19 protein-coding genes are annotated in these 21,732 nt (G+C 51.7%); 18 read left to right on the top strand and 1 reads right to left on the bottom strand.

The window, feature by feature from the left end; translation table 11 throughout:
- The first annotated feature begins 11 nt into the window (after nucleotides 1-11).
- From DXA87_RS01200 to DXA87_RS01115, 18 genes are all read left to right on the top strand, one after another.
- Nucleotides 12-1,694 carry a M3 family oligoendopeptidase gene (locus DXA87_RS01200; RefSeq protein WP_117503032.1) on the top strand — a complete coding sequence of 561 codons (1,683 nt, stop codon included), beginning with the start codon at nucleotides 12-14 and terminating at the stop codon, nucleotides 1,692-1,694.
- Between the two features lie 278 nt (nucleotides 1,695-1,972).
- Nucleotides 1,973-2,677 carry a response regulator transcription factor gene (locus DXA87_RS01195; protein WP_117470606.1) on the top strand — a complete coding sequence of 235 codons (705 nt, stop codon included), beginning with the start codon at nucleotides 1,973-1,975 and terminating at the stop codon, nucleotides 2,675-2,677.
- Entirely contained in the window at nucleotides 2,667-3,803 is a 1,137-nt protein-coding gene (locus tag DXA87_RS01190; RefSeq protein WP_117470607.1) for a HAMP domain-containing sensor histidine kinase, read from the top strand. The genes DXA87_RS01195 and DXA87_RS01190 overlap by 11 nt, the downstream gene beginning before the upstream one ends.
- 272 nt (nucleotides 3,804-4,075) lie before the next feature.
- Entirely contained in the window at nucleotides 4,076-6,553 is a 2,478-nt protein-coding gene (locus tag DXA87_RS01185; protein ID WP_117503031.1) for a hypothetical protein, read from the top strand.
- Nucleotides 6,553-7,503 carry an ABC transporter ATP-binding protein gene (locus DXA87_RS01180; protein ID WP_015554992.1) on the top strand — a complete coding sequence of 317 codons (951 nt, stop codon included), beginning with the start codon at nucleotides 6,553-6,555 and terminating at the stop codon, nucleotides 7,501-7,503. The genes DXA87_RS01185 and DXA87_RS01180 overlap by 1 nt, the downstream gene beginning before the upstream one ends.
- Entirely contained in the window at nucleotides 7,493-8,431 is a 939-nt protein-coding gene (locus DXA87_RS01175; protein ID WP_117470609.1) for an ABC transporter permease subunit, read from the top strand. The genes DXA87_RS01180 and DXA87_RS01175 overlap by 11 nt, the downstream gene beginning before the upstream one ends.
- Nucleotides 8,432-8,434: 3 nt before the next feature.
- Nucleotides 8,435-9,268, top strand: a complete 834-nt coding sequence (locus tag DXA87_RS01170) for a deoxyribonuclease IV (RefSeq protein ID WP_117503030.1) — start codon at nucleotides 8,435-8,437, stop codon at nucleotides 9,266-9,268.
- A gap of 90 nt (nucleotides 9,269-9,358) precedes the next feature.
- The gene (locus DXA87_RS01165; protein WP_117470610.1) at nucleotides 9,359-10,681 is read left to right on the top strand and encodes an SPFH domain-containing protein; all 1,323 of its coding nucleotides are present in this window, start codon (nucleotides 9,359-9,361) and stop codon (nucleotides 10,679-10,681) included.
- A gap of 69 nt (nucleotides 10,682-10,750) precedes the next feature.
- Nucleotides 10,751-11,848: a TFIIB-type zinc ribbon-containing protein gene (locus DXA87_RS01160; RefSeq protein WP_117470611.1), complete on the top strand. Its 1,098-nt coding sequence runs from the start codon at nucleotides 10,751-10,753 to the stop codon at nucleotides 11,846-11,848.
- Nucleotides 11,848-12,834, top strand: coding sequence for a TPM domain-containing protein (locus tag DXA87_RS01155; protein ID WP_015554988.1), 987 nt, complete (start codon nucleotides 11,848-11,850; stop codon nucleotides 12,832-12,834). Before DXA87_RS01160 ends, DXA87_RS01155 begins: the two co-directional genes overlap by 1 nt.
- A 3-nt stretch (nucleotides 12,835-12,837) precedes the next feature.
- Entirely contained in the window at nucleotides 12,838-13,752 is a 915-nt protein-coding gene (locus DXA87_RS01150) for a ketopantoate reductase family protein (RefSeq protein WP_117503029.1), read from the top strand.
- Nucleotides 13,753-13,800: 48 nt separating this feature from the next.
- On the top strand, nucleotides 13,801-14,217 hold the full coding sequence (locus tag DXA87_RS01145) for a DUF3842 family protein (protein ID WP_015554986.1): 417 nt from the start codon (nucleotides 13,801-13,803) through the stop codon (nucleotides 14,215-14,217).
- Between the two features lie 65 nt (nucleotides 14,218-14,282).
- The gene (locus DXA87_RS01140; protein WP_117503028.1) at nucleotides 14,283-15,437 is read left to right on the top strand and encodes a M23 family metallopeptidase; all 1,155 of its coding nucleotides are present in this window, start codon (nucleotides 14,283-14,285) and stop codon (nucleotides 15,435-15,437) included.
- Between the two features lie 115 nt (nucleotides 15,438-15,552).
- Nucleotides 15,553-17,661 (top strand): PTS transporter subunit IIABC, encoded by a 2,109-nt coding sequence (locus DXA87_RS01135; RefSeq protein ID WP_181968270.1) that lies wholly within the window; start codon nucleotides 15,553-15,555, stop codon nucleotides 17,659-17,661.
- A gap of 14 nt (nucleotides 17,662-17,675) precedes the next feature.
- Nucleotides 17,676-17,933 (top strand): HPr family phosphocarrier protein, encoded by a 258-nt coding sequence (locus DXA87_RS01130; RefSeq protein ID WP_117503026.1) that lies wholly within the window; start codon nucleotides 17,676-17,678, stop codon nucleotides 17,931-17,933.
- A gap of 15 nt (nucleotides 17,934-17,948) precedes the next feature.
- Nucleotides 17,949-19,571 (top strand): phosphoenolpyruvate--protein phosphotransferase, encoded by a 1,623-nt coding sequence (gene ptsP, locus DXA87_RS01125; RefSeq protein WP_117503025.1) that lies wholly within the window; start codon nucleotides 17,949-17,951, stop codon nucleotides 19,569-19,571.
- Between the two features lie 34 nt (nucleotides 19,572-19,605).
- Entirely contained in the window at nucleotides 19,606-20,439 is an 834-nt protein-coding gene (locus tag DXA87_RS01120; RefSeq protein WP_117470617.1) for a Cof-type HAD-IIB family hydrolase, read from the top strand.
- Between the two features lie 194 nt (nucleotides 20,440-20,633).
- Entirely contained in the window at nucleotides 20,634-20,954 is a 321-nt protein-coding gene (locus tag DXA87_RS01115) for a YerC/YecD family TrpR-related protein (protein ID WP_021905286.1), read from the top strand.
- A gap of 82 nt (nucleotides 20,955-21,036) precedes the next feature.
- Here the strand turns inward: DXA87_RS01115 and DXA87_RS01110 are convergent, their stop codons facing one another.
- Nucleotides 21,037-21,657 carry a DUF1836 domain-containing protein gene (locus DXA87_RS01110; RefSeq protein ID WP_117485051.1) on the bottom strand — a complete coding sequence of 207 codons (621 nt, stop codon included), beginning with the start codon at nucleotides 21,655-21,657 and terminating at the stop codon, nucleotides 21,037-21,039.
- Nucleotides 21,658-21,732 lie beyond the last annotated feature (75 nt).

Raw genomic sequence — 21,732 nt, 5'->3', positions numbered from 1 at the left:
GGTTACTTATCATGAAAAAATTTGCAGAGCTTCAGTATGTCCGTCCGGACATGGAAAAAATCTTCGCGCGCGTATCGGGGGATATCGCAGTGTTGAAGGAAGCAAAGAACTACGAGGAATTTCGGAATGCCTATATGGATTATGTGGAAGCCGACACGGAGCTTGAGACATCAAAGACTGTCGCCCATATCCGGAATACGATCAATCTTTTAGATGAATTCTATGAGGCGGAGATGGTATATTTCAACAGCCAGATGCCGAAATATGAAATCCTGAAAAAAGAGATGGGCGAGGTGATCGTGGCATCTCCGTTTAAGGCTGAGATGGAAAAAGAATTCGGCGCGATCCTGATCCAGAACATGGAGGCCCAGAAACAGCTTTCTGACGAATCCATTGTGGATGATCAGGTGAAAGAGGCGGAGCTTGTCAGCCGCTTTATGAAAACGCAGGCAGCTGCTACCGTGGAATTTAAGGGAGAGCAGATCGGAAACTACGGACTCTTAAAGATCATGCAGAGCACAGACCGTGCGGAGAGAAAAGAGGCGTTTGAGGCATGGGCAAAGCTCTATGAGGGAATTGCACCGACGTTAGAGGAGGTTTATGACGGTCTTGTAAAGGTCCGTGCCGGTATGGCAAAGAAGCTCGGATTTAAGAGCTTTATTCCGATGGGATACCTGCGCCGCCGCCGTTTTGATTATACGGAAAAGGAGCTGGAGGTATTCCGGAAACAGGTCCGCGAGGTCGTGGTCCCGGCAGCAGCAAAGCTGTACGAGCGTCAGAAGGAAGCTCTTGGGATCGATACACTCTATTATTATGACGAATCCATCGCTTCTCCGTCGGGAAATCCGGTTCCGATCGGAGATAAGGAATATCTTGTCGGCGAAGCCCGGAAGATGTACCGTGAGCTTTCCAGGGAGAGCGGAGAGTTCTTTGATTTCATGATGGAGCATGAGCTTTTCGATCTGGACTCCAAGCACGGAAAACGCGCCGGCGGATACTGTACGACACTTCCGCAGTATCATGCACCGTTTATTTTTTCAAACTTTAACGGAACCGACGCAGATGTCAATGTTCTGACCCATGAGGCCGGTCACGCGTTTGCAGGATTTACAGCGGCAAAATACCAGAAGACCCCGGAATTATGTCATTCCACCAGTGAGATCAATGAGATCCATTCCATGAGCATGGAACTCTGGACTTATCCGTGGATGGAGAATTTCTTTGGAGATAAGGCGGAGGAATACCGCAAAGAGCATCTGGCAGACGCTCTTATGAAGATCCCGTATATGCTCTGCGTAGACGAATATCAGCATAAGGTATTTGAAAATCCGGAAATGACCACAATGGAGCGGAGAGCAGTCTGGAGCGGTCTGGAGAAGATCTACATGCCCTGGAGAAATTATGCAGGAAATGAGTTCCTCGAGAGTGGAGCATTCTGGATCAAACAGCAGCATATCTTCCTGTATCCGTTCTACTATGTAGATTACGCGATGGCACAGATGGGCGCCTTTGAGTTCTACACAAAGATGAAGGAAGACCGGAAGGCAGCCTGGGCAGATTATTATAAGCTCTGCGCAGCGGGCGGATCCATGGGATACTTCGACCTTCTGAAATACAGCGGACTTCACAAGGTGCTGGAGGATGGTTCTGTGAAGATCATCCTGAAAGGTGTGTTCGAGGAGTTAGGGTTATAAAAGTACTGTACGGAGAAAACAGAATTAAAATCTAAAATGAGGCAGTGGGACATATTCTTTTTAGAGTAGTTCTGCTGCCTCTTTTATACACAGATAATGAGCGTGTATACACAAGACATGGCGTTCATTCAGCAAAGTGCGCTGTTTTTTGGAAACCTTCCAGAGAACGGAAAAAATTGTAACATTTACTCATTAGTTTTCAGAAAAAAGTAAGGAAAAAAAGGTCGAAATATGATACGATAGGGATATTAGGAATAAGTCTAAAAGGAGGAAAAATCATGGAGCAGATCAATATCCTGGTAGTGGATGATGAAAAAGAGATCGCGGACCTTATAGAGATCTATCTGGTCAGCGATGGATATAAAGTATTTAAGGCAAATAACGCGAAAGAGGGGCTGGAGATCCTGGATCAGGAGGAGATCCATCTGGTGCTCTTAGACATCATGATGCCGGGAATGGACGGTCTTGAGATGTGCAGGAAGATCCGCGAGACCAACAATATTCCGATCATCATGCTGAGCGCAAAATCCACGGATCTTGATAAGATCCTGGGTCTGGGAACCGGCGCGGACGATTATGTGGTAAAGCCGTTCAACCCGCTGGAACTCACGGCCCGCGTGAAATCCCAGCTCCGCCGCTACACCCAGTTAAACCCTAACAGCAGCACCGGAAAAGCGGCAAAGAACGAGATCTCGATCCGCGGCCTCTCCATCAATAAAGACAACCACAAGGTCGTTGTCTATGGCGAGGAGATCAAGCTGACGCCCATCGAGTTCGATATCCTGTATCTTTTAGCATCGAATCCCGGCCGGGTGTTCAGCACCGACGAGATCTTTGAGAAGGTATGGAACGAGAAAGTATACGAGGCAAACAACACCGTCATGGTACATATCCGGAGACTCCGCGGAAAGATGAAAGAGGACACGAGACAGGATAAGATCATCACAACGGTCTGGGGGGTAGGATACAAAATTGAAAAATGATTGGAGCAGAAGCTTTTACAGGCAGATCGCGGTGAACATCTGTTACAGTGCCCTGATCGCATGTCTGGTGGACGCGTTCCTCATCATGAATATGAACTTCCTTCTGGCGTACCTGGACCAGACCAGATACGCGAATCTGTTGATCCTGCAGATCTTTAAGATGGGTACGATCACCACGATCCTCTATGTGATCGTTGGAATCGGGATCTTTGCGCTGGCGTTTCTCATGATCGAGAAGAAAAATATGAAGTATATAGGGAAGATCGCGGTGGCGATCCAGAATATCTCCGAGGGCGACTTAAACACCCAGATCGAGGTGGTGGGGGACAACGAGTTCTCCGCCATGGCATCGAACCTGAACCGGATGGAAGCGGATATCCGGAAGCTCATGGATAAGGAACGAGAGTCGGAGCGGACGAAGAATGAGCTGATCACGAACGTGGCCCACGACTTAAGGACACCGTTGACTTCCATTATCGGTTATCTGGAACTCCTGTCTTCCGGACCGGCCATCAGCCTGGATATGCAGAAAAAGTATATCGATATCGCCTATGTGAAGGCAAAGCGTCTGGAAAAACTCATTGAGGACCTGTTCGGATTCACGAAGATGAATTACGGAAAGATATCCATGAATGTTGGAAAGGTGGATATCGTAAAGCTCTTAGGGCAGCTTTTGGAGGAATTTTATCCGAGCTTCGCGGACAAGGACCTGACTTATGAGCTCAAGAGCAATGTCCCGTCCCAGATCATCACGGCGGACGGAAACCTTCTGGCGAGACTTTTTGATAATCTGATCAACAACGCCATCAAGTACGGTGCCGAGGGAAAGAAGGTCCTGATCCAGGTATTCGCGAAGGACGATATCGTCACGGTGTCTGTCACGAACTATGGCTATGTGATCCCGGCGGAGGAACTGCCGTTGATCTTCAACAAGTTCTACCGGGTAGAGCAGTCGAGGTCCTCAAAGACAGGCGGAACGGGTCTTGGTCTTGCCATCGCAAAGAATATCGTGGACATGCACGGCGGAACGATCTCCGTGGCCAGCGACCTGAACGGAACGGTGTTCACGGTGAAGCTGAAGGTGGATTTTGATGTGAATAAAGAAAATTTTGGTATGATCCAGTAAAGAGAGATAACAGCTGTTCAGCAAAAACGCATAGTTCCTGCTCTGACGGCAGAAAAACAGCTGAAAATACGTTACAGTTCAGCCATTACATCTTCTTGTTTTCATATTCATGAAAACAAGAAGCTTGGTGGTTCCACCATATGCTGATTTGGATGAAAAAGTGCTTATGCAAGCAAGCTTGCAACACACTTTCTCATTCAAATCAGCGCATGGCTGAACTGTAACGAAAATACTGAACAGGGATACCCGTTGATCAATGATAGGAAGAATGTATGAGAAATAAAAAGAAACAGTTGCTGTTTGGCTGTCTTGCGGCCCTGGTCCTGTCCGCGGGGGCATTCCCGGCCTTTGCCCAGGACCAGGACAGCTTCAGCACAAACATGGAGTCCAGCTCGCAGAATTCTGTGCCGGTGGCGGTGGACATCACGGCAGTTTACGGAAGAAATGCGAAGCCCGGAAGCTTTGTGCCCATAAAGGTCAGCATCTACGGCCAGACGGAGGCACCGTTTTCCGGCACACTTACTGTCTCTACTTTGGAGAGTGATAACGATGAAGGCACGGAGGAATACGAGTATTCGTACCAAGTAGAGGTGGGACCGGCGGAGACGAAGACGATGGAGTTCTATGTCCCCTTAGGACAGAAGAGCGGGACGATCCACCTGACATTAAAAGACGGGAAGAAGAAGACCATGGGGGAGACCTCCATGGAATTTGACGTTTCTAAGGACGAAAACCGTCTGTTTGCAGGTGTCCTGGAGAACAAGTCAGGAAGTCTCTCATGGATTGACGGGATTGGGCTGAATTATGGAATGCTCACCACACGGGTCGTTGAGATCCCAGGGGAAGACTTCCCGGAAGATTCCCGGGGATTTTCCATGTTTAATGTGCTCCTCATAAACGGATATGACTGCCGGACACTGAATGATGTCCAGAAAGAAGCCGTCCTCACATGGGTGGAAAATGGCGGAACACTGCTTATCGGAACGGGAAGAGACAGGGATAAGACCCTGGATATCCTGGGAGAGGCAGAGCCGAAGGTCAGCTTAAGGGATCCGGAGGTTCTCTTGGTCGGCATGGGAACGGAATACACGAAAAACAGTCCTGAGGACTCGGAAGTCCGCGTGACCTACACGGAACCTGTGATCTCCGGGGCGGAGGAGCGGATGGTGACGGATGGAACGCCGCTTCTTAAGACCATGAAGTACGGAAAGGGGACCATCGGTGTCTACGGGGTAAGCCTGTCGGATCTCTCCGGCTTTGCGAAAAAGAACCCGTCCTTCGCGTCGTATTTTCTCAGTGAGATCTTTAACGAGGATGAACTGAATACGATCTATTATTATTCCCAGGGCGGCGATGCTGATTACTGGAACGCCTACAATCTTGTCAGCGGGGGAAACGGGGAACGGATCCCCAATCTTGCGGTCTACGGGATCATCGTTGTGGGATATCTGGTGATCGTGGGACCCGGGCTGTATATTCTTTTAAAGAAGCGTGGGATCAACCGGTACTACGGGACTGCAGTGCTTGTTTTTTCCGCAGCCTCCTGTGTCGTGATCTGGGGAATGGGTTTTAAGACGAGATTCACCAGTGAATTCTGCACGACAGCGACGATCCTGGACGCATCCGGGGACAGCGCGGAGGAGATGACCTTCTTAAACGTCCGGACTCCGGACAGCAGCGGATTTACCGTGGATCTTCCGACGGATTACAGGGTCACACCCCTTACGAGGAGCGCCCGCTACGACATGAACCAGCTGGAAGACTACCCGAAAAAGCGCCAGGCATCCATCGGGATCCGGAAAGAGGCAGACCAGACCGTGCTTTGGAGTCGGAAGTCCAAGGCCTTCGATTCCAGATTTTTCCTTCTGGAGCGGCAGAAAGACCTGGGGGCTGGAAATGTGGAGGCGGACTTTGCTGTGTCGGACGGGACAATCACGGGGCATGTGGAGAACAAGCTCCCTGTGACGCTTGAGAACGCGGCAGTCTATCTCTATGGCCAGGTGCTGATCATTGGAAACATGGAACCGGGACAGTATCTGGAATTCAACCGGGAGCCGTTAAAGGTATGGCCGTTGGGCATGACATGGATGCTTTCGGACACCCTGACCGGAACGCCGGACCGTCAGGAAGACTCCGATGAGGAGTACATTAAAAATGTCCAGAAATCCAACCTCAGCGGATACTTTACGGATCGTTACTACTCGTCCTACAATGGCGAGGTGCGCTTCGGCGCGTTCCTCCCGGAAGGTTATGAGGGAAACGACGATCTCTTCGGAAAAAACTGGGACGGAAGGACCTTCTACACCCAGAAGATCGACTGCGCCATGGGAACAGATGGCGAGGTCTACCGCTGCGGTCAGATCCGGGAACCATCCGTGACCTCCGGTATAGGGGCAAATTATGGAAATTCCATGATCCTCTACGGGACAGACCCGGTGGTGGTGGAATATGACCCGGGAACGGACATTGTGATCGAGAAATTCTCATTTCTTCCGGTGTCCGACGACTTTTTCCAGGGCAACCAGTATTCCTATATCCGCCCATTCTCCGGGGAGACGAGTTTTTACAACGAAAAGACAGGAAGCTATGACCCGGTGGATATCCGGAAACAGGATTTCTCAAGGGAAGAGCTGGCAGATTATATCGCTGCCGACGGAAAGATCACGGTCCGCTACACAGCCGGAAGCAATGCGGAAATCGGAGTGAGCCAGACACTTCCACTCCTGATGGTGACGGGGAGGGAAAGCTGATGTTGAAGATACAGGGACTGAAAAAAAAATTCGGAAATTTTGAGGCTCTCTCCGGGCTTGATATGGAAGTGGAGGAGGGGGCGCTCTATGGCTTTGTCGGACCGAACGGAGCCGGAAAGACCACGGCGATCCGCATTATCACGGGACTCCTGAAAGCAGATGAGGGAACCGTCATGATCGGCGGAAAGGACGCGTTCCTCTACAGCGGGCAGGTGAAAAATGAGTTCGGCTATGTGCCGGATGAATTCGGACTTTACGACAACTTAAAAGTCTGGGAATACATGGACTTTTTCGCCTCCTGCTACGGACTCTCCGGCCTTGTGGCGAGAGAGCGGTGCACAAAGCTTCTGGAACAGGTAAAACTCGCGGGAAAAGAGGAATTCTTTGTGGACAGCCTGTCCAGGGGAATGAAACAGAGACTCTGCCTGGCGCGGGCCATGATCCACGATCCGAAGCTCCTTGTTTTAGACGAGCCCACGTCCGGCATGGATCCGAGAGCCAGGATCGAGTTTAAGGAGCTTTTAAAGGAACTCTGCGCTGAGGGAAAAACCATCGTGGTCAGCTCCCACATCCTCTCAGAGCTGGCCCAGATGTGTACGGATATCGGGATCATCGATGCCGGAAAGGTCGTCCTATCGGGAAACATGGGGGAGATCTTAAAGAAGGTGAATGACTCTAACCCGATCCGGATCCAGGTTGTGGAGAATGTCTGGGAAGCGGTGAAGTTTCTCCGAACGGAGCCGGAGGTCCAGACCATCACGGTGGAGGGAAACGATATCGTCGTGGGATTCCACGGCGGAAAAGACGCTGAGGCGATGCTGCTTGCAAAACTTGTGGCCCACAATATTGGAATCTGCGGATTCTGGAGAGAGCCTGGTGACCTTGAGAGCATCTTCATGCAGATCACGGATCATGATATGGAAAAGGTGGTGATGACGAGTGAAGAATAATCCGGTCTATAAGAGGGAAATGCTGGTACGTTCGAGAAGCTTCCGGATTCCGCTCATCATCATGATCTTCAACGGGATCCTGGCTGTGGTGGCACTCTTAAACATGTACCAGAGCATCGCCCAGGTGAAGGTCAGCGGCTCGGTGCGCTATGAAAATTTTCTCCAGCTCTACGCCTTTGTGGCAGCGCTGGAATTTATGCTTCTGATGTTTATCATGCCTGCTCTGACCTCCGCCAGCATCAGCGGGGAGCGGGAGCGGCACACATTGGAACTCATGTTTACCACGAAGATCCGTCCTGTGGAGATCGTTGTCGGGAAGCTCATGTCCGCATTCTCCCAGCTTATGATCTTAGTGGTATCGAGTCTGCCGATCCTGATGCTGACCTTTATCTATGGAAGTATCAGCTCAGGGGATCTCATGATCCTTCTTGTGAGCTATGTGGTGGGGGCGCTGTACTGTGGAAGCCTCGGAATCTTCGCGTCCTCCCTCATGAAGCGGTCCACATTCTCCAATGTGATCACTTACGGGATCATGTTAGTTGTTGTCGTTGGAACATACATGCTGAATGTGTTCCTCCTCAATATCTCCGAGACAGAGATCAGCACGATGGCGCTCAATTCCGGGGAGACGATCCCGAAGGCGAGCTCCGGAGCGTCGGTATACCTTCTTCTCCTGAATCCGGCAATCATGTTCGCGGAGCTTTTGGAGAATCAGGTGGCAGGTGGCGGCGGAAACTTTACGATCACACATCTCCTCGGTGACAACGGCGGAAATTTTATCACAAACCACTGGGTATTCTGCAGTCTGGTGATCCAGGCGGTGCTCTCTGTGCTTTTTACCTGGGGAGCGGTATTTTTCTTAAAGCCGGAGAGATCGAAAAAAACAGGTTCCTTTGGAAAGCCCACAGGAACAGGACGGAGGTCATAGACAATGTTTTATATTGGATGCCATCTTTCCTCGGCGAAGGGATTCCTTGCCATGGGAAAGGACGCGGAAAAGATCGGCGCGACGACGTTTCAGTTTTTTACAAGAAATCCCAGGGGCGGAAGCGCGAAGCCGTTAGACCATGAGGACATCGCAGCGTTCCTGAAACTAAAAGAGGAGCTGGGGCTGGGGACTCTGGTGGCCCATGCGCCATACACACTGAACGGCTGCTCAGCGGATGAAAAAATCCGGGATTTCGCGAAGCAGACCATGGCGGATGACCTGGAGCGCATGGAGGCGGTTCCCGGAAACCTCTACAATTTCCATCCGGGAAGCCATGTGAAGCAGGGTGTGGAGGTTGGAATCACCTATATCGCGGAGATGTTGAATGAGATCCTGAAGCCGGAGCTTCACACCACGGTGCTCCTGGAGACCATGGCGGGAAAGGGCAGCGAGGTCGGAAGAAGTTTTGAGGAACTTCGGGAAATTCTTGACAGAGTTGAACTTTCTGATAAGATGGGTGTATGTATGGATACCTGTCATGTATGGGATGCCGGATATGACATCGTGAATGATCTCGACGGAGTGCTGGCGGAATTTGACCGTGTTGTGGGGCTTGAACGCCTGAAAGCGGTCCATTTAAATGACAGCATGAATGTCCGGGGAGCCGGGAAGGACCGCCACGCCCGGATCGGGGAAGGTGAAATTGGCGCGGAGGCAATTGTGCGGGTGATCAACCATCCGGCGCTGAGGAATCTGCCGTTCTGCCTGGAGACGCCGAATGAGCTTCCGGGGTATGCAGCGGAGATCAGGTTCTTGAAAGATCATAGGATCGGATAATTTTCAGAAAAATCCGGACCGGCGGGTATAGGCGGCGAAAACCGCTGTCCAGGAATCCGACCGGTGAGTGATAAAAGGAGGAAACGGGATATGGGTATTTTAAAAGTTGGTGCCGGCGCGTTAAAGAGTGTGCTGGAAGACCAGTGGCGCGAGTATTTTTACTGCCCGTCCATGGAGGCGGACGTTCTTGTAAAGAAAGGTGAGAACCGGAAATCAAAGAGAAGCTATAACACAAAGGGCAGCGACAACCTGATCTCTAACGGCTCCATCATCGCAGTCAACGAGGGACAGTGCATGATGATCGTTGACCAGGGCGCTATCGTCGAGGTATGTGCGGAGGCCGGTGAGTTCGTTTATGATACCTCCGCAGAGCCGAGTATTTTCTACGGAAACCTTGGAAAGAGCATCGGGGACAGCTTTAAGCAGTTTGGAAAGCGTTTCACCATGGGCGGCGACACGGCGAGGGACCAGAGAGTCTACTTCTTCAACACGAAGGAGATCGTCGGAAACAAGTACGGCACAGCGAACGCAGTCCCGTTCCGTGTTGTAGACCAGAATATCGGCCTCGACGTGGACATCGCGATCCGCTGCCACGGCGAATATTCCTACAGAATGGTGGATCCGATCCTCTTCTATAAGAACATCTGTGGAAATATCGAGGAAGATTACACGAGAGATAAGATCGATTCCCAGCTCCGCAGCGAGCTTCTGACAGCTCTGCAGCCGGCCTTCGCGAAGATTTCCGGGATGGGAGTCCGCTACAGTGCGCTTCCGGGACACACGGTGGAGCTTGCAAACGCGCTCCGCGAGATCCTCTCCGACAGTTGGGACGATGTATACGGAATTACTGTGAGCAAGATCGGTGTGAGTTCCGTGAAGGCCTCTGAGGAAGATGAGGCGATGATCAAGGAGCTTCAGAGAAATGCCACATTCAGAAACCCGGGAATGGCGGCGGCGCATTTAGTCAGCGCACAGGCTGAGTCGATGCAGAGCGCGGCAAAGAATACCTCCACAGGACCGATGATGGCATTTGCGGGAATGAATATGGCAGCCCAGAACGGCGGATTCAACACCCAGGGGTTGTTTAACATGGCAGCCGGACAGGGACAGCAGGGAAATCCTGCTATGGCAGACCAGGCACAGCAGGCATCCGGCGGTCCGGCGAAGATGGCACCGTTATCCGGATGGACCTGTTCCTGCGGACAGGAAGGAAATACCGGAAACTTTTGCTCCAACTGTGGAAAGAAGAAACCGGAGGAGAGCGGATCCTGGACCTGCAGCTGCGGACAGGAGAATACAGGCAATTTCTGCTCCAACTGCGGAAAGAAACGCCCGGATGCCGTTTGGACCTGCTCCTGCGGACAGGAAAATAAAGGAAACTTCTGTGCGAACTGCGGAAAACCGAGACAGTAAAAAATGTAAGCTTCCTGGCTGCCTTTTAGGGCAGATGGGAAGCTTAAGCCAGATACAGGGGGAAAGAAAATGGCACTTGTAAGTTATAAATGCCCCAACTGCGGCGGCTCGGTGGTCTTTGATCCGAAGAAGCAGAAGTTCTGCTGTGAGTTCTGCATGTCGGAATTTACGAAGGAAGAGATGGAAGCCGCGGCGTTAAAATCTACGGAGACCAGCGGCACGCAGGAGGAAAGCAGTGCGGCAGATACAGCACAGAATAATAACGCGGGCAGCACGAATCAGAACGAGGATGCCCTGGTCTATATCTGCCCGAGCTGCGGCGCGGAGGTCGTGACGGACGCAACGACGGCGGCAACATTCTGTTACTACTGTCACAACCCGGTAGTGCTTTCAGGAAAGCTTTCCGGCGAATTCCTGCCGGACTATGTGATCCCCTTTGCCATGGACAAGAAGAAAGCAACGGGGATATTCCTTGACTGGATCAAGAAGAAAAAATATATCCCGGACGACTTCTTCTCGAAGGACCAGATCGAGAAGTTTTCTGGTGTGTACTTCCCGTACCTGATGTACAGCTGCAGGGTCGACGGAAGGATCCAGGCGGAAGGCGAGAAGAACCGGACCTGGGTGACGGGAAATATCCGCTACACGGAGCATAAAAAATATCGGATGGAACGTGCGGGACAGCTTGATGTAAAGAATGTCACGAGAAATGCGCTTAAGAAGAACAACAGCGCTCTCGTGGAAGGAGTCCTGCCCTTCGACATGGAAAAACTTCAGCCCTTTGATATGGGATACCTCTCCGGCTTTCAGGCGGAGAAGCGGGACATGGAGAAAGAGTCCCTGACCCCGGAGGTGGAGAGCGAGGTAAAACAGTATACGGTGGAGCAGCTGAAGGCTGACATCATGGGACAGTATTCCTCGGTGCAGGTGGATCAGAGCGATACAGATATCCGGGACGCGAGATGGCACTACGCCCTGCTCCCGGTGTGGATCCTGACCTACCGGGACAAGGCGGGAAAAGACGAACTCTACTACTTTGCCATGAACGGACAGACAGGGAAGATCTGCGGAAAGCTTCCGGTAGCGAAGGGAAAACTTGTGAAACTGTTCCTGGAGATCTTTGTGCCGGTTGCGGCGATTCTGATGATCGGGGGGTGGTTCCTGTAATGAAAACAAAGCAGATAAATGGAAAAACAGCAGGGAACAGCCTGGAGAACGGAAGAAAGTTAAGTGCGGTGGAAAACGTTTTTCATGCTGTAAAGACAGCGGCGAGAACTGTCTTTGCAGCGAGTGCTCTTGGAGTGCTTCTGGCAGGAACCGCCTTTGCGGCAGCTGGAGAAGATGCCTATCAGATGGCAGAGGGAACGGAGAGCTATGCGGATGTCTACGACATGGCGGATCTGTTTACCGATGAGGAAGAAAAACAGCTTTCTGAGCAGGCACAGGTCCTTTCAGATACGATGAAGATGGAAGCAGTCATCGTCACCACCGAGGAAAATTCCGACTCCGCCCAGGTGTTCGCGGACGGATTTTACATGGAAGGCGGTTTCGGAACCGGTTCCGACCACTCGGGAATCCTGTTTCTCATCGATATGGATAACAGGGAACTCTACATATCTACAAACGGACAGATGATCCGTTACATGACGGACAGCCGCATCAATGATGTTCTGGACGATGTTTATAATTACGCGGCAGATGCCGATTACTACGGGGCAGCGGCGGCGTTTCTGACGGATACGGAAAAGTGCTATTCCAACGGGATTTCAAGAGATCAGTACAACTATGACACGGAGACGGGAAAGATCAGCCGTTATCACCATATCGAATGGTATGAGATCCTGATCGCCCTCGGCGTGGCGGCGGTCTGCGGGGGGACTGCGGTGGCATCGGTACTTCGAAGCTACGGTCTTCACGGGGAAGATAAGCGGATGGCCGCAAACTTTAAACTCTCTTACCGGAGAGACAGCCGGTTCACCATGGGGAATGTCCTGGCAGATGCATTGCTGACATCCTATATCACCCAGCAGGTGATCCAGACACAAAAGAATAACAGACCGGGGTCAGGCGGAGGAAGCTTTTCCGGCGGCGGAAGATCATCCACCCACAGCTATGGAGGAAGCAGCCATGGCGGCGGAGGAAGGAAGTTTTAAGTTATGGAGATCAAAAAGATCGGAATTGTCGGACAGGGCGCTCTCGGCGTCATGTACGGAAATTATCTGAAAAAACGGATGGGAAATGAGAATGTCTTTTTTATCGCGGATGAGGGGCGCGTAAACCGCTACCGGAGCGCGGATATGGTCTGCAACGGGGAAGCCTGTGGATTTTCCTACCGGTCTCCGGCGGAGGCGGTGACGGCGGATCTCATTATCTTTGCGGTGAAGTTCATGGGAATGGAGAGCGCGCTTGAGACCGTGAAGCCGTTTGTCGGGGAGCATACCCTGTTCTTGTCGGTACTCAATGGAATTTCCAGCGAGGAGATGATCGAGAAAGCCTACGGCGCGGATCATGTGCTCTACGCCTGCGTGCAGGGCATGGACGCAGGAAAGGACGGAAATGAGGTCACCTACAAAAATATGGGTTATATCACCATCGGAAATAAGGACAGGAGCCATGATGAGAAGCTGAAGGCGGTGACGGAGCTTTTTGACCGGACGGGGCTGGCCTACAAGGTTCCGGATGATATTCTTCGGGAACAGTGGAACAAGCTCATGTTAAACACCGGTGTGAATCAGGTGACAGCGGTCTACGGTGCGCCATACAGCCTGATCCAGAAAGAGGGAGAGGCGCGTACCATGATGATCGAGGCCATGCGGGAGGTTCTCCGTGTGGCGGACACCCAGGACATTGATCTTACGGAGGCGGACATCGATTACTGGCTGGAGCTTCTTGCGACCTTAAACCCGGAGGGACATACCTCCATGTGCCAGGATGTTCTGGCAGGACGCCCGACAGAGGTGGACCTGTTCGCGGGAACGATGCTTAAGATCGCAAAGAAAGAGGGATTTTCTCTTCCTGTGAATACGTTTTTATATGAGAAGCTGAAGGAATTAGAAGGCGCTCCGGATTGAGCGCGGTGAGTCAATGCTATCATTCAGACAAAGGAGAACAAGAAACACATGACGATCATGGTAATAGACGGTCAGGGCGGAAAGATGGGCAAAGGCCTGGTGGAACAGTTAAAGAAGCTTTGCCCGGAAGATGAGATCCTGGCGATCGGAACGAACAGCATTGCCACAGCAGCAATGCTGAAGGCTGGGGCGGATGCCGGCGCCACAGGGGAAAACCCGGCGGTAGTCACAAGCCGCACCGCCGACATCATTGTCGGTCCCATGGGAATCGTCATCGCTGATTCCCTCATGGGTGAGATCACGCCAAAAATGGCCGTCGCCATTGGCCAGAGCCTGGCCCAAAAAGTTCTGATCCCCGTAAACCGCTGCCAGCACTTTGTTGTAGGCTGCAGGGATATTTCTATGGGGGAGTATGTGAAGCTTGCGGTGGAGGAAGTTTTGAAGATCCGCCGTGGGGAGATATAGGTTTCATGGCATAATTCTCTGCCTGTCCGCATACACTGGGATGTATGTGGGAAGGAGAGTGTGCCATGAGGAAAAAAGAGCATTCGGGATCGGCAGCAGTGATCGGGGCACAGCTGGTGATCCTTTTTATTTTGACGGTTTCCCTGTGCGTTCAGAGCAGAAAAGCGGCGGCGGAGAATACATATGCGGTGATGGAGAAGAGCGGTGAAGGCAGTCGGGCTGGGGAGCCTGAAAAAGCCGGGGAAGCGGGGGACAGCCAAAAGAAAAAATATATCCACTGGGTGGAATTTAATGTTCCGGCGGACGTGATGGAGAAGGCGTTCCGGCTGGACATGGGGACGGTGCAGGAAGAGGTGCATTTTAATTGGGTGGAGCTGCTGGCATATCTCGGGGCGAAATATGGCGGAGATTTTGAGCGGTTCCGGCAGGCGGATCTGGACGCGGTGGTGGAGAAACTGAAGTCCGGGGCGGCAATGGAGGAAATCACAAAGGACATGAAGTATTATGCTTATTACCGGGAGGCATATGGGGCGGTCCTGGATGGCATGGTGGGGTATTTTGAGCAGGAGAGCGGCAATAATAAGGTCTGGCTCAGAAAATATGGTCTGAAGGTGTTCTCACCGATCGCGAAAAACTTTCCCTACAGCGATTTTGACGATTTCGGCGCGTCCCGGTCCTACGGATTTAAGAGGAAGCACCTGGGCCATGACATGATGGGACAGGTGGGGACGCCGGTGATCGCGGTGGAATCCGGGTATGTGGAGGCTCTGGGCTGGAACCAGTACGGCGGCTGGCGGATCGGAATACGGAGTTTTGATAAAAAGAGGTATTACTATTACGCCCATCTGCGCCAGAACTACCCGTATCAGTCGAATTTAAAAGAGGGCAGTATCGTGACGGCGGGCGATGTGATCGGATATCTCGGCAGGACCGGGTACAGCACCACGGAGAATACAAACAATATCACGACACCGCACCTTCACTTCGGGATCCAGCTCATTTTTGATGAGTCACAGAAAGAAGGAAATAACGAGATCTGGATCAACTGCTACGAGATTGTGAAATTCCTGCGGATGAACCAGAGTGAGACGGTGAAGGTGGAAGGAACGAAAGAGTGGACGAGAGTCTATAATATGAAGGACCCCGGAATTCCAGAGAGCTCAGAACGAACAGAAAATTTAGAACAGCCGGAGGAGAGTGAAGGTCCAACGACTGACTAAAGGCGGGAAACATGGATAGAATTTCAGAAATCTCCCCATAATAACCCAGGTAAGAAAGTTCCGGTACCACTTTCCGGAACTTTTTTCTTAATAAAGAAACGAAAGGGTGAGATTCATGAAAGATCAGGTCTTTGGCGTCCTGCAGAGGATCGGGAGGTCGTTTATGCTGCCGATCGCACTGCTGCCCGTGGCGGGACTATTGCTTGGCATCGGCGGTTCCTTCTCGAATACCACGATGCTTGAAACGTACGGGCTCACGCGGATCATGGGACCGGGAACCTTCTGGAACGCATTGTTCACGGTGATGAGTCAGGCGGGGGATATCGTGTTCGCGAACCTTCCGATCCTGTTTGCCATGGGCATCGCCATCGGCATGGCAAAAAAGGAGAAGGAAGTGGCATCGCTGGCGGCGGTCATCTCCTTTCTCGTCATGCATGCGGCCATCGGTGCGATGATCGCGGTAAACGGTGGGACGGATGCCTTAAAAGAGGGGGCCGGTGCCATGGTGGCGGGGATCCAGTCCCTGCAGATGGGGGTGTTCGGCGGAATCCTGGTGGGACTTGGGACCGCATGGCTCCACAACCGGTATTACAGGATCGAGCTCCCACAGGTGCTGTCCTTCTTCGGCGGGACAAGATTCGTCCCCATCGTGAGCGCTCTGTTCTATGTCCTCGTGGGCATTCTCATGTACTTTATCTGGCCGCCGGTCCAGGCGGCGATCTCAGGAGTCGGCGGCTTCGTGCTCCGCTCCGGGTATCCTGGAACATGGTTTTACGGCTTTATGGAGCGTGCCCTGATCCCCTTCGGCCTGCACCATGTGTTTTATATCCCGTTCTGGCAGACCGCAGTGGGCGGCACCATGGAGATCGGCGGAAAAATCGTGGAAGGTGCTCAGAACATCTTCTTCGCGGAGCTTGCGGATCCCGGAAATACGAGATTTTCTGTGGAGGCAACAAGGTTTATGGCAGGGAAGTTCCCGCTTATGATCTTCGGACTTCCGGGAGCGGCCCTCGCCATGTACCAGGCGGCGCTGCCGGAAAAGAAAAAGGAGGTCTCGGGACTTCTCCTCTCTGCAGCACTGACCTCCATGCTCACGGGGATCACAGAGCCGCTGGAGTTTACATTCCTCTTTACCGCGCCGCTTCTCTACGGGATCCACTGCGTGTTCGCAGGACTGGCGTACATGCTGATGCACATGCTCGACGTTGGAGTCGGAATGACATTCTCCGGTGGGCTCATCGATCTGTTTCTGTTTGGAATCCTTCAAGGAAACAAAAAGACCGGGTGGCTCTGGATCGTTGTGGTCGGAGTCTTCTATTTTCTCATGTACTGTGCGGTGTTCCTGGTTCTGATCCGGAAACTTGACTATAAGACGCCGGGGCGGGAAGTGGGGGCTGCGGCGAAGCTCTATACGAGAAGCGATGTGGAGCAGAGGAAGGAAGAGAGAAAAGGAACTGGTCCCGGACAGGCCGGCAGGGAAAAATCTGCGGGGAAGACGGGAACACGTTCCGGGGAGATCCTTAAGGGGCTTGGCGGGCCGGACAATATCACGGATGTGGACTGCTGTGCGACGAGACTTCGGTGCACCGTAAAGGATGAGAAAAAAGTAGACGAGTCCGTATTAAAAGCGACCGGGGCGTCAGGTGTCATTAGAAAAGGAAAAGGTGTTCAGATCATCTATGGTCCGCAGGTGTCGGTCATCAAATCGGATCTGGAAGAGTATCTGGAAAAGTACGGGGATGAAAGTGATGAAGGTGATAGTCATGAACTTATAAAAAGTCCCATGACAGGAACCGTAATCCCGCTTTCGGAAGTCCCGGATGAAGCATTTGCCGGAAAAATGATGGGAGACGGTGCGGCGGTAATTCCGGATGATGAATATGTGTACGCACCGGCGGATGGGACAGTAACATTTGTATTCCCGACAAAGCATGCAATCGGATTCCAGACTGATGGTGGACATGAGATGTTGATCCATGTTGGAATCGATACAGTATCGTTATCAGGAGATAGCTTTGAGGCTTTTGTGCACGATGGGGATCATGTACGGACCGGGGATAAGCTTTTGAAGGCAGATATTCAGGAAATTAAAGATAAAGTTCCATCTTTGGCATCCCCGGTTCTTTTCACAGATCTTCCGGACTGCCTGGAAGTTCATATTTTAAAGCGCGGAAAGATCCGGAGCGGGGAACCTTTTTTAGAGCTGCATAATAAAGAAAAATAGGAAGTGGGTTGATTATGGAGACATTTCAGTATACAATTACAGACGAGATCGGAATTCACGCGAGACCGGCGGGAGAGCTTGCGAAGCTTGCAAAGGAATTCCAGTCGAAGATCACGATAAAGACAGAGACAAAACAGGCAGATGCCGAAAGGCTCATGGCGGTGATGGCCCTCGGGATCCGTCACGGTCAGACGATCACCGTGGAGACCGTCGGTCCGGACGAAAAAGAGGCGGCAGAGGCGGTACAGGACTTTTTTCAGGCAAAACTGTAAGGCGGATATATGAGTATGGAGATCATAAAAGGAAAATCAATCTTAAATAAGGTAGCGATCGGGCCGATCCTCTACCACAGAAAGACGGAAAGCCAGGTAAAGCGCCGGACGGTGGAGGATACCGAGGCGGAGGTAAAACGGTACGAGATGGCTGTGGCGTGCGCGGAGGACGAATTAAAGACACTCCATGAGAAAGCCTGCGAACAGGTAGGAGAGACGGGGGCGGCGGTGTTTGAGGTCCATATGATGATGCTGGAGGACGCGGACTACCGTGATTCTGTGCTGAACATTATAAGAAACCAGAAGACGAATGCGGAGTACGCGGCGGCGGTGACCGGTGACAACTTTTATCGTCTCTTCGCGGATATGTCGGATGAATATTTCCGCGCACGGGCGGCGGATGTGAAGGATATCACGAACCGCCTTGTAAAGATACTCTCCGGTGACGCGGTGGAGTCGGGCTTCCTAACCCAGCCAGTGATCCTGATGGCGGAGGACCTGGCCCCCAGTGAGACAGTACAGTTGGAAAAGAACATGCTGCTTGGATTTATCACCGAGCAGGGTTCCCCGAACTCCCACACGGCGATCCTGGCCCGCAGCATGAACATCCCGGCTCTTGTGTCCGTGGATGTCAAGGAAGCTTGGGACGGAAAGATGGCGGTCATCGACGGCGAGACGGGAATGCTCTATGTGGATCCGGACGAGGAGATGCTGGCTGCCATGGAGAAGAAGAAGCAGGCGGAGGAAGAAAAAGAGCGTCTGCTGCAGGAATTAAAGGACAAAGAGGATGTCACCCTGGACGGAACGAAGGTGAAGCTCTACGCCAATATCGGGGATGTTTCCGATGTTGCGGAGGTCTTAAAGAGCAACGCGGCGGGCATCGGCCTGTTCCGGAGTGAGTTTTTATATCTTGAGAAGAAGACATACCCGACGGAGGAAGAGCAGTTTGCAGCATACCGTCAGGTGGCGGAGATGATGGCGGGAAAAGAGGTCATTATCCGCACTCTGGACATCGGCGCCGACAAGCAGGCGGACTACTTTAAATTGAAGAAGGAAGAAAACCCGGCGATGGGCTACCGCGCGATCCGGATCTGCCTCACAAGACCAGAAATCTTCCGAACCCAGCTTCGGGCGATCTATCGCGCCAGCGCATTCGGAAAGATTTCCATCATGTTCCCAATGATCGCATCCCTTTGGGAAGTCCAGAAGGCGAAGGAGATCGCGGCCTCTGTCCGTGATGAACTAAAGGAACAGGGCGTTCCATTCGGCAATGTGGCCATCGGCATCATGATCGAGACCCCGGCGGCGGCGATCATCAGCGAGGATCTGGCAAAAGAGGTGGATTTCTTCAGTATCGGAACCAATGACCTTGTCCAGTACACGTTAGCCATCGACAGACAAAACGAGAAATTGGATGAATTCTACGATCCGAAACATCCGGCGGTGCTGCGGCTGATCCGCTTTGTGGCGGAGAGTGGCCATAAGTACGGCTGTATGGTTGGAATCTGCGGTGAACTTGGCGCGGAGACGGATCTCACGGAAGATTTTTTGAAGATGGGAATCGATGAACTGTCGGTGTCCCCGTCCTTCCTGTTAAAAGTGCGGGAGAAGATCAGACAGACGGATCTTACAAAATAAAATCGAGCGCATCCTGCGCATAGAGGAGTCATAAATGCAGACAGAAAAAAATATGGCAGGTCCATACGAGATCATCGTACTGGACCTGGACGGTACGCTGACAAACCGGGACAAGGTGGTCACACCGCGGACGAAGGCGGCACTTATGAAGGCGCAGGAGCGCGGAAAAAAGGTGGTTCTCGCGTCGGGACGCCCGACCCAGGGCGTGATGCCGCTTGCGAAAGAGCTGCGCCTGGACGAGTACAGCGGGTATATTCTCTCCTTCAACGGCGGACGGATCATCAACTGCAAGACCGGGGAGACCGTGTTTGCGAGATCTCTGCCGGTTTCTGCCAATAAGAAGATCATCGGGCTTGCAGAGGAACATCAGGTGGACATCGCCACATACGAGGGCAGCAGGATCATTTCCTCAAATCCGGAGTCCCCGTACGGAAGGCTGGAGAGCCGGATCAACGGGATGGAGCTCTGGAAACCGGAGGACATGAAGGAATATGTAAACTTTGAGGTCCCGAAATTTCTTATGATGGAGGACGGCGATTACCTTGCGATGGTGGAGCCGAAGGTGAAGGCGGCCATGGGAAAAAATTTCAGCATTTACCGCTCAGATCCGTTCTTTCTTGAGGTCCTGCCGAAGGGAATCGATAAGGCTCAGAGTCTGGAGCGCCTGCTGGAAGTCCTGGGACTCACGAAAGAGCAGATGATCGCCTGCGGGGACGGTTACAATGACCTCACGATGATCAAGTATGCGGGCCTCGGTGTTGCCATGGAAAATGCGGTCCTGCCGGTGCGGAGTGCGGCGGATTATATCACGGCGTCCAACAATGATGACGGTGTTGGGCTGGTTGTGGAGAAATTTATGTTGGCATAGAAAATGGCTGCTTATATTCCAACGGGATATGGCAGCCATAACTCTTTTTGCTTTTTTGCACAGAAATACTGGACTTTTTGAATCTAACGTGCTAAACTGTGATTAGTGCGTTGAATGAAATGATCCATAAAGATGCAGCAAAAATATTGCTCTGAGTTTGCTGCAAATATGAAGCAGAAGGGGTAATAGTAAACATGAATAAGAAAATCAAGACAGATGCAGTTGATCACCTTTTTGAGGCGATTCTGACATTGAAGACGCCGGAAGAGTGCTACGCATTCTTCGAGGATGTCTGCACGGTAAATGAACTCCTGTCCCTGTCCCAGCGCTATGAAGTCGCGAAGATGCTGAGAGAGAAACGGACATATCTCGATATCGCGGAGAGCACAGGTGCTTCCACCGCAACGATCAGCCGTGTAAACCGGTCTTTAAATTACGGAAGTGACGGATACGATATGGTATTCAAGCGCCTTGGATTCGAGAAACTCGATGATGAGAACGGCGCGGAGAAATAAGAGAAAGTATTTTTAATATGTAAAAAAAGGCCTTCTGACAGAAGCAAAATGGGGATTGCTTCTGAAGGAAGGTCTTTTTGAATTATTTCTTTTTCTTCGGCGGATTCGCATCCCGCAGTTCGTCGGCCAGACGCTCGATCATCTGCTTCTTTAAGAACACGTCGAAAGCCAGCTCGCAGATAAATGCGAAGAGCTGCAGCGATTCTGCATTCTCAGGATCCTCCGATCCCTCCGCGGCAGTGGGGAAGGTCTCCTTCGCTTTCTCGAATTTCTCCTTCACATCTTCCTTCAGCCGGTCCATCTGATCATGTTCCATGGAGAAGACCTTTGTGTAGATCTCCGCCAGGGAGGATTCCGATGTGCCGAAATGGTTCTCTGTAATATAGGAAAGAACTGTCTCGATATCCGTGAAGCTCAGCAGATTTTTAAAATAATAGATAAATACCAGAAGCAGGATATGTTCCTGGGTATATTTTTTCCGTACCGGGGATGGAAGCAGGTTGTTTTTCGCATAGTTGTTGATCATAGTCTTTGTCAGAACCTTGTCTTCCGGGTAGCGCTTTAACTCACCGAGGTGCTTCTCCATAAAGGTCGTCACCTGATCCATATAGAGGTCGATCTGCGGGATCTCATCCACATGAATGTGGTCGAGGCTGTCCAGGTGGGCAAGCAGCTCATTCAGTCGTTCTTCATTCGTTCTCATGGTGAAACTCCTTTCATCCATCTATTATATAGTATTAAAAACTATATGACAAGGGGCAAAGATGATTTTAAACAA

Source organism: Desulfotomaculum sp. OF05-3, assembly GCF_003435535.1.
Taxonomy (GTDB): Bacteria; Bacillota; Clostridia; order Lachnospirales; family Lachnospiraceae; genus Pilosibacter; species Pilosibacter fragilis.
This window is presented reverse-complemented; position numbering and strand designations above follow the sequence as displayed.

What these genes read in the sequence shown, in the direction of transcription:
- DXA87_RS01195 (WP_117470606.1), top strand. Translation starts at nt 1,973, where the DNA reads ATGGAGCAGATCAATATCCTGGTAGTGGATGATGAAAAAGAGATCGCG.
- DXA87_RS01115 (WP_021905286.1), top strand. Translation starts at nt 20,634, where the DNA reads ATGAATAAGAAAATCAAGACAGATGCAGTTGATCACCTTTTTGAGGCG.
- DXA87_RS01200 (WP_117503032.1), top strand. Translation starts at nt 12, where the DNA reads ATGAAAAAATTTGCAGAGCTTCAGTATGTCCGTCCGGACATGGAAAAA.
- DXA87_RS01120 (WP_117470617.1), top strand. Translation starts at nt 19,606, where the DNA reads ATGCAGACAGAAAAAAATATGGCAGGTCCATACGAGATCATCGTACTG.
- DXA87_RS01145 (WP_015554986.1), top strand. Translation starts at nt 13,801, where the DNA reads ATGACGATCATGGTAATAGACGGTCAGGGCGGAAAGATGGGCAAAGGC.
- DXA87_RS01165 (WP_117470610.1), top strand. Translation starts at nt 9,359, where the DNA reads ATGGGTATTTTAAAAGTTGGTGCCGGCGCGTTAAAGAGTGTGCTGGAA.
- DXA87_RS01140 (WP_117503028.1), top strand. Translation starts at nt 14,283, where the DNA reads ATGAGGAAAAAAGAGCATTCGGGATCGGCAGCAGTGATCGGGGCACAG.
- DXA87_RS01155 (WP_015554988.1), top strand. Translation starts at nt 11,848, where the DNA reads ATGAAAACAAAGCAGATAAATGGAAAAACAGCAGGGAACAGCCTGGAG.
- DXA87_RS01185 (WP_117503031.1), top strand. Translation starts at nt 4,076, where the DNA reads ATGAGAAATAAAAAGAAACAGTTGCTGTTTGGCTGTCTTGCGGCCCTG.
- DXA87_RS01150 (WP_117503029.1), top strand. Translation starts at nt 12,838, where the DNA reads ATGGAGATCAAAAAGATCGGAATTGTCGGACAGGGCGCTCTCGGCGTC.
- ptsP (WP_117503025.1), top strand. Translation starts at nt 17,949, where the DNA reads ATGGAGATCATAAAAGGAAAATCAATCTTAAATAAGGTAGCGATCGGG.
- DXA87_RS01180 (WP_015554992.1), top strand. Translation starts at nt 6,553, where the DNA reads ATGTTGAAGATACAGGGACTGAAAAAAAAATTCGGAAATTTTGAGGCT.
- DXA87_RS01135 (WP_181968270.1), top strand. Translation starts at nt 15,553, where the DNA reads ATGAAAGATCAGGTCTTTGGCGTCCTGCAGAGGATCGGGAGGTCGTTT.
- DXA87_RS01130 (WP_117503026.1), top strand. Translation starts at nt 17,676, where the DNA reads ATGGAGACATTTCAGTATACAATTACAGACGAGATCGGAATTCACGCG.
- DXA87_RS01170 (WP_117503030.1), top strand. Translation starts at nt 8,435, where the DNA reads ATGTTTTATATTGGATGCCATCTTTCCTCGGCGAAGGGATTCCTTGCC.
- DXA87_RS01160 (WP_117470611.1), top strand. Translation starts at nt 10,751, where the DNA reads ATGGCACTTGTAAGTTATAAATGCCCCAACTGCGGCGGCTCGGTGGTC.
- DXA87_RS01110 (WP_117485051.1), bottom strand. Translation starts at nt 21,657, where the DNA reads ATGAGAACGAATGAAGAACGACTGAATGAGCTGCTTGCCCACCTGGAC.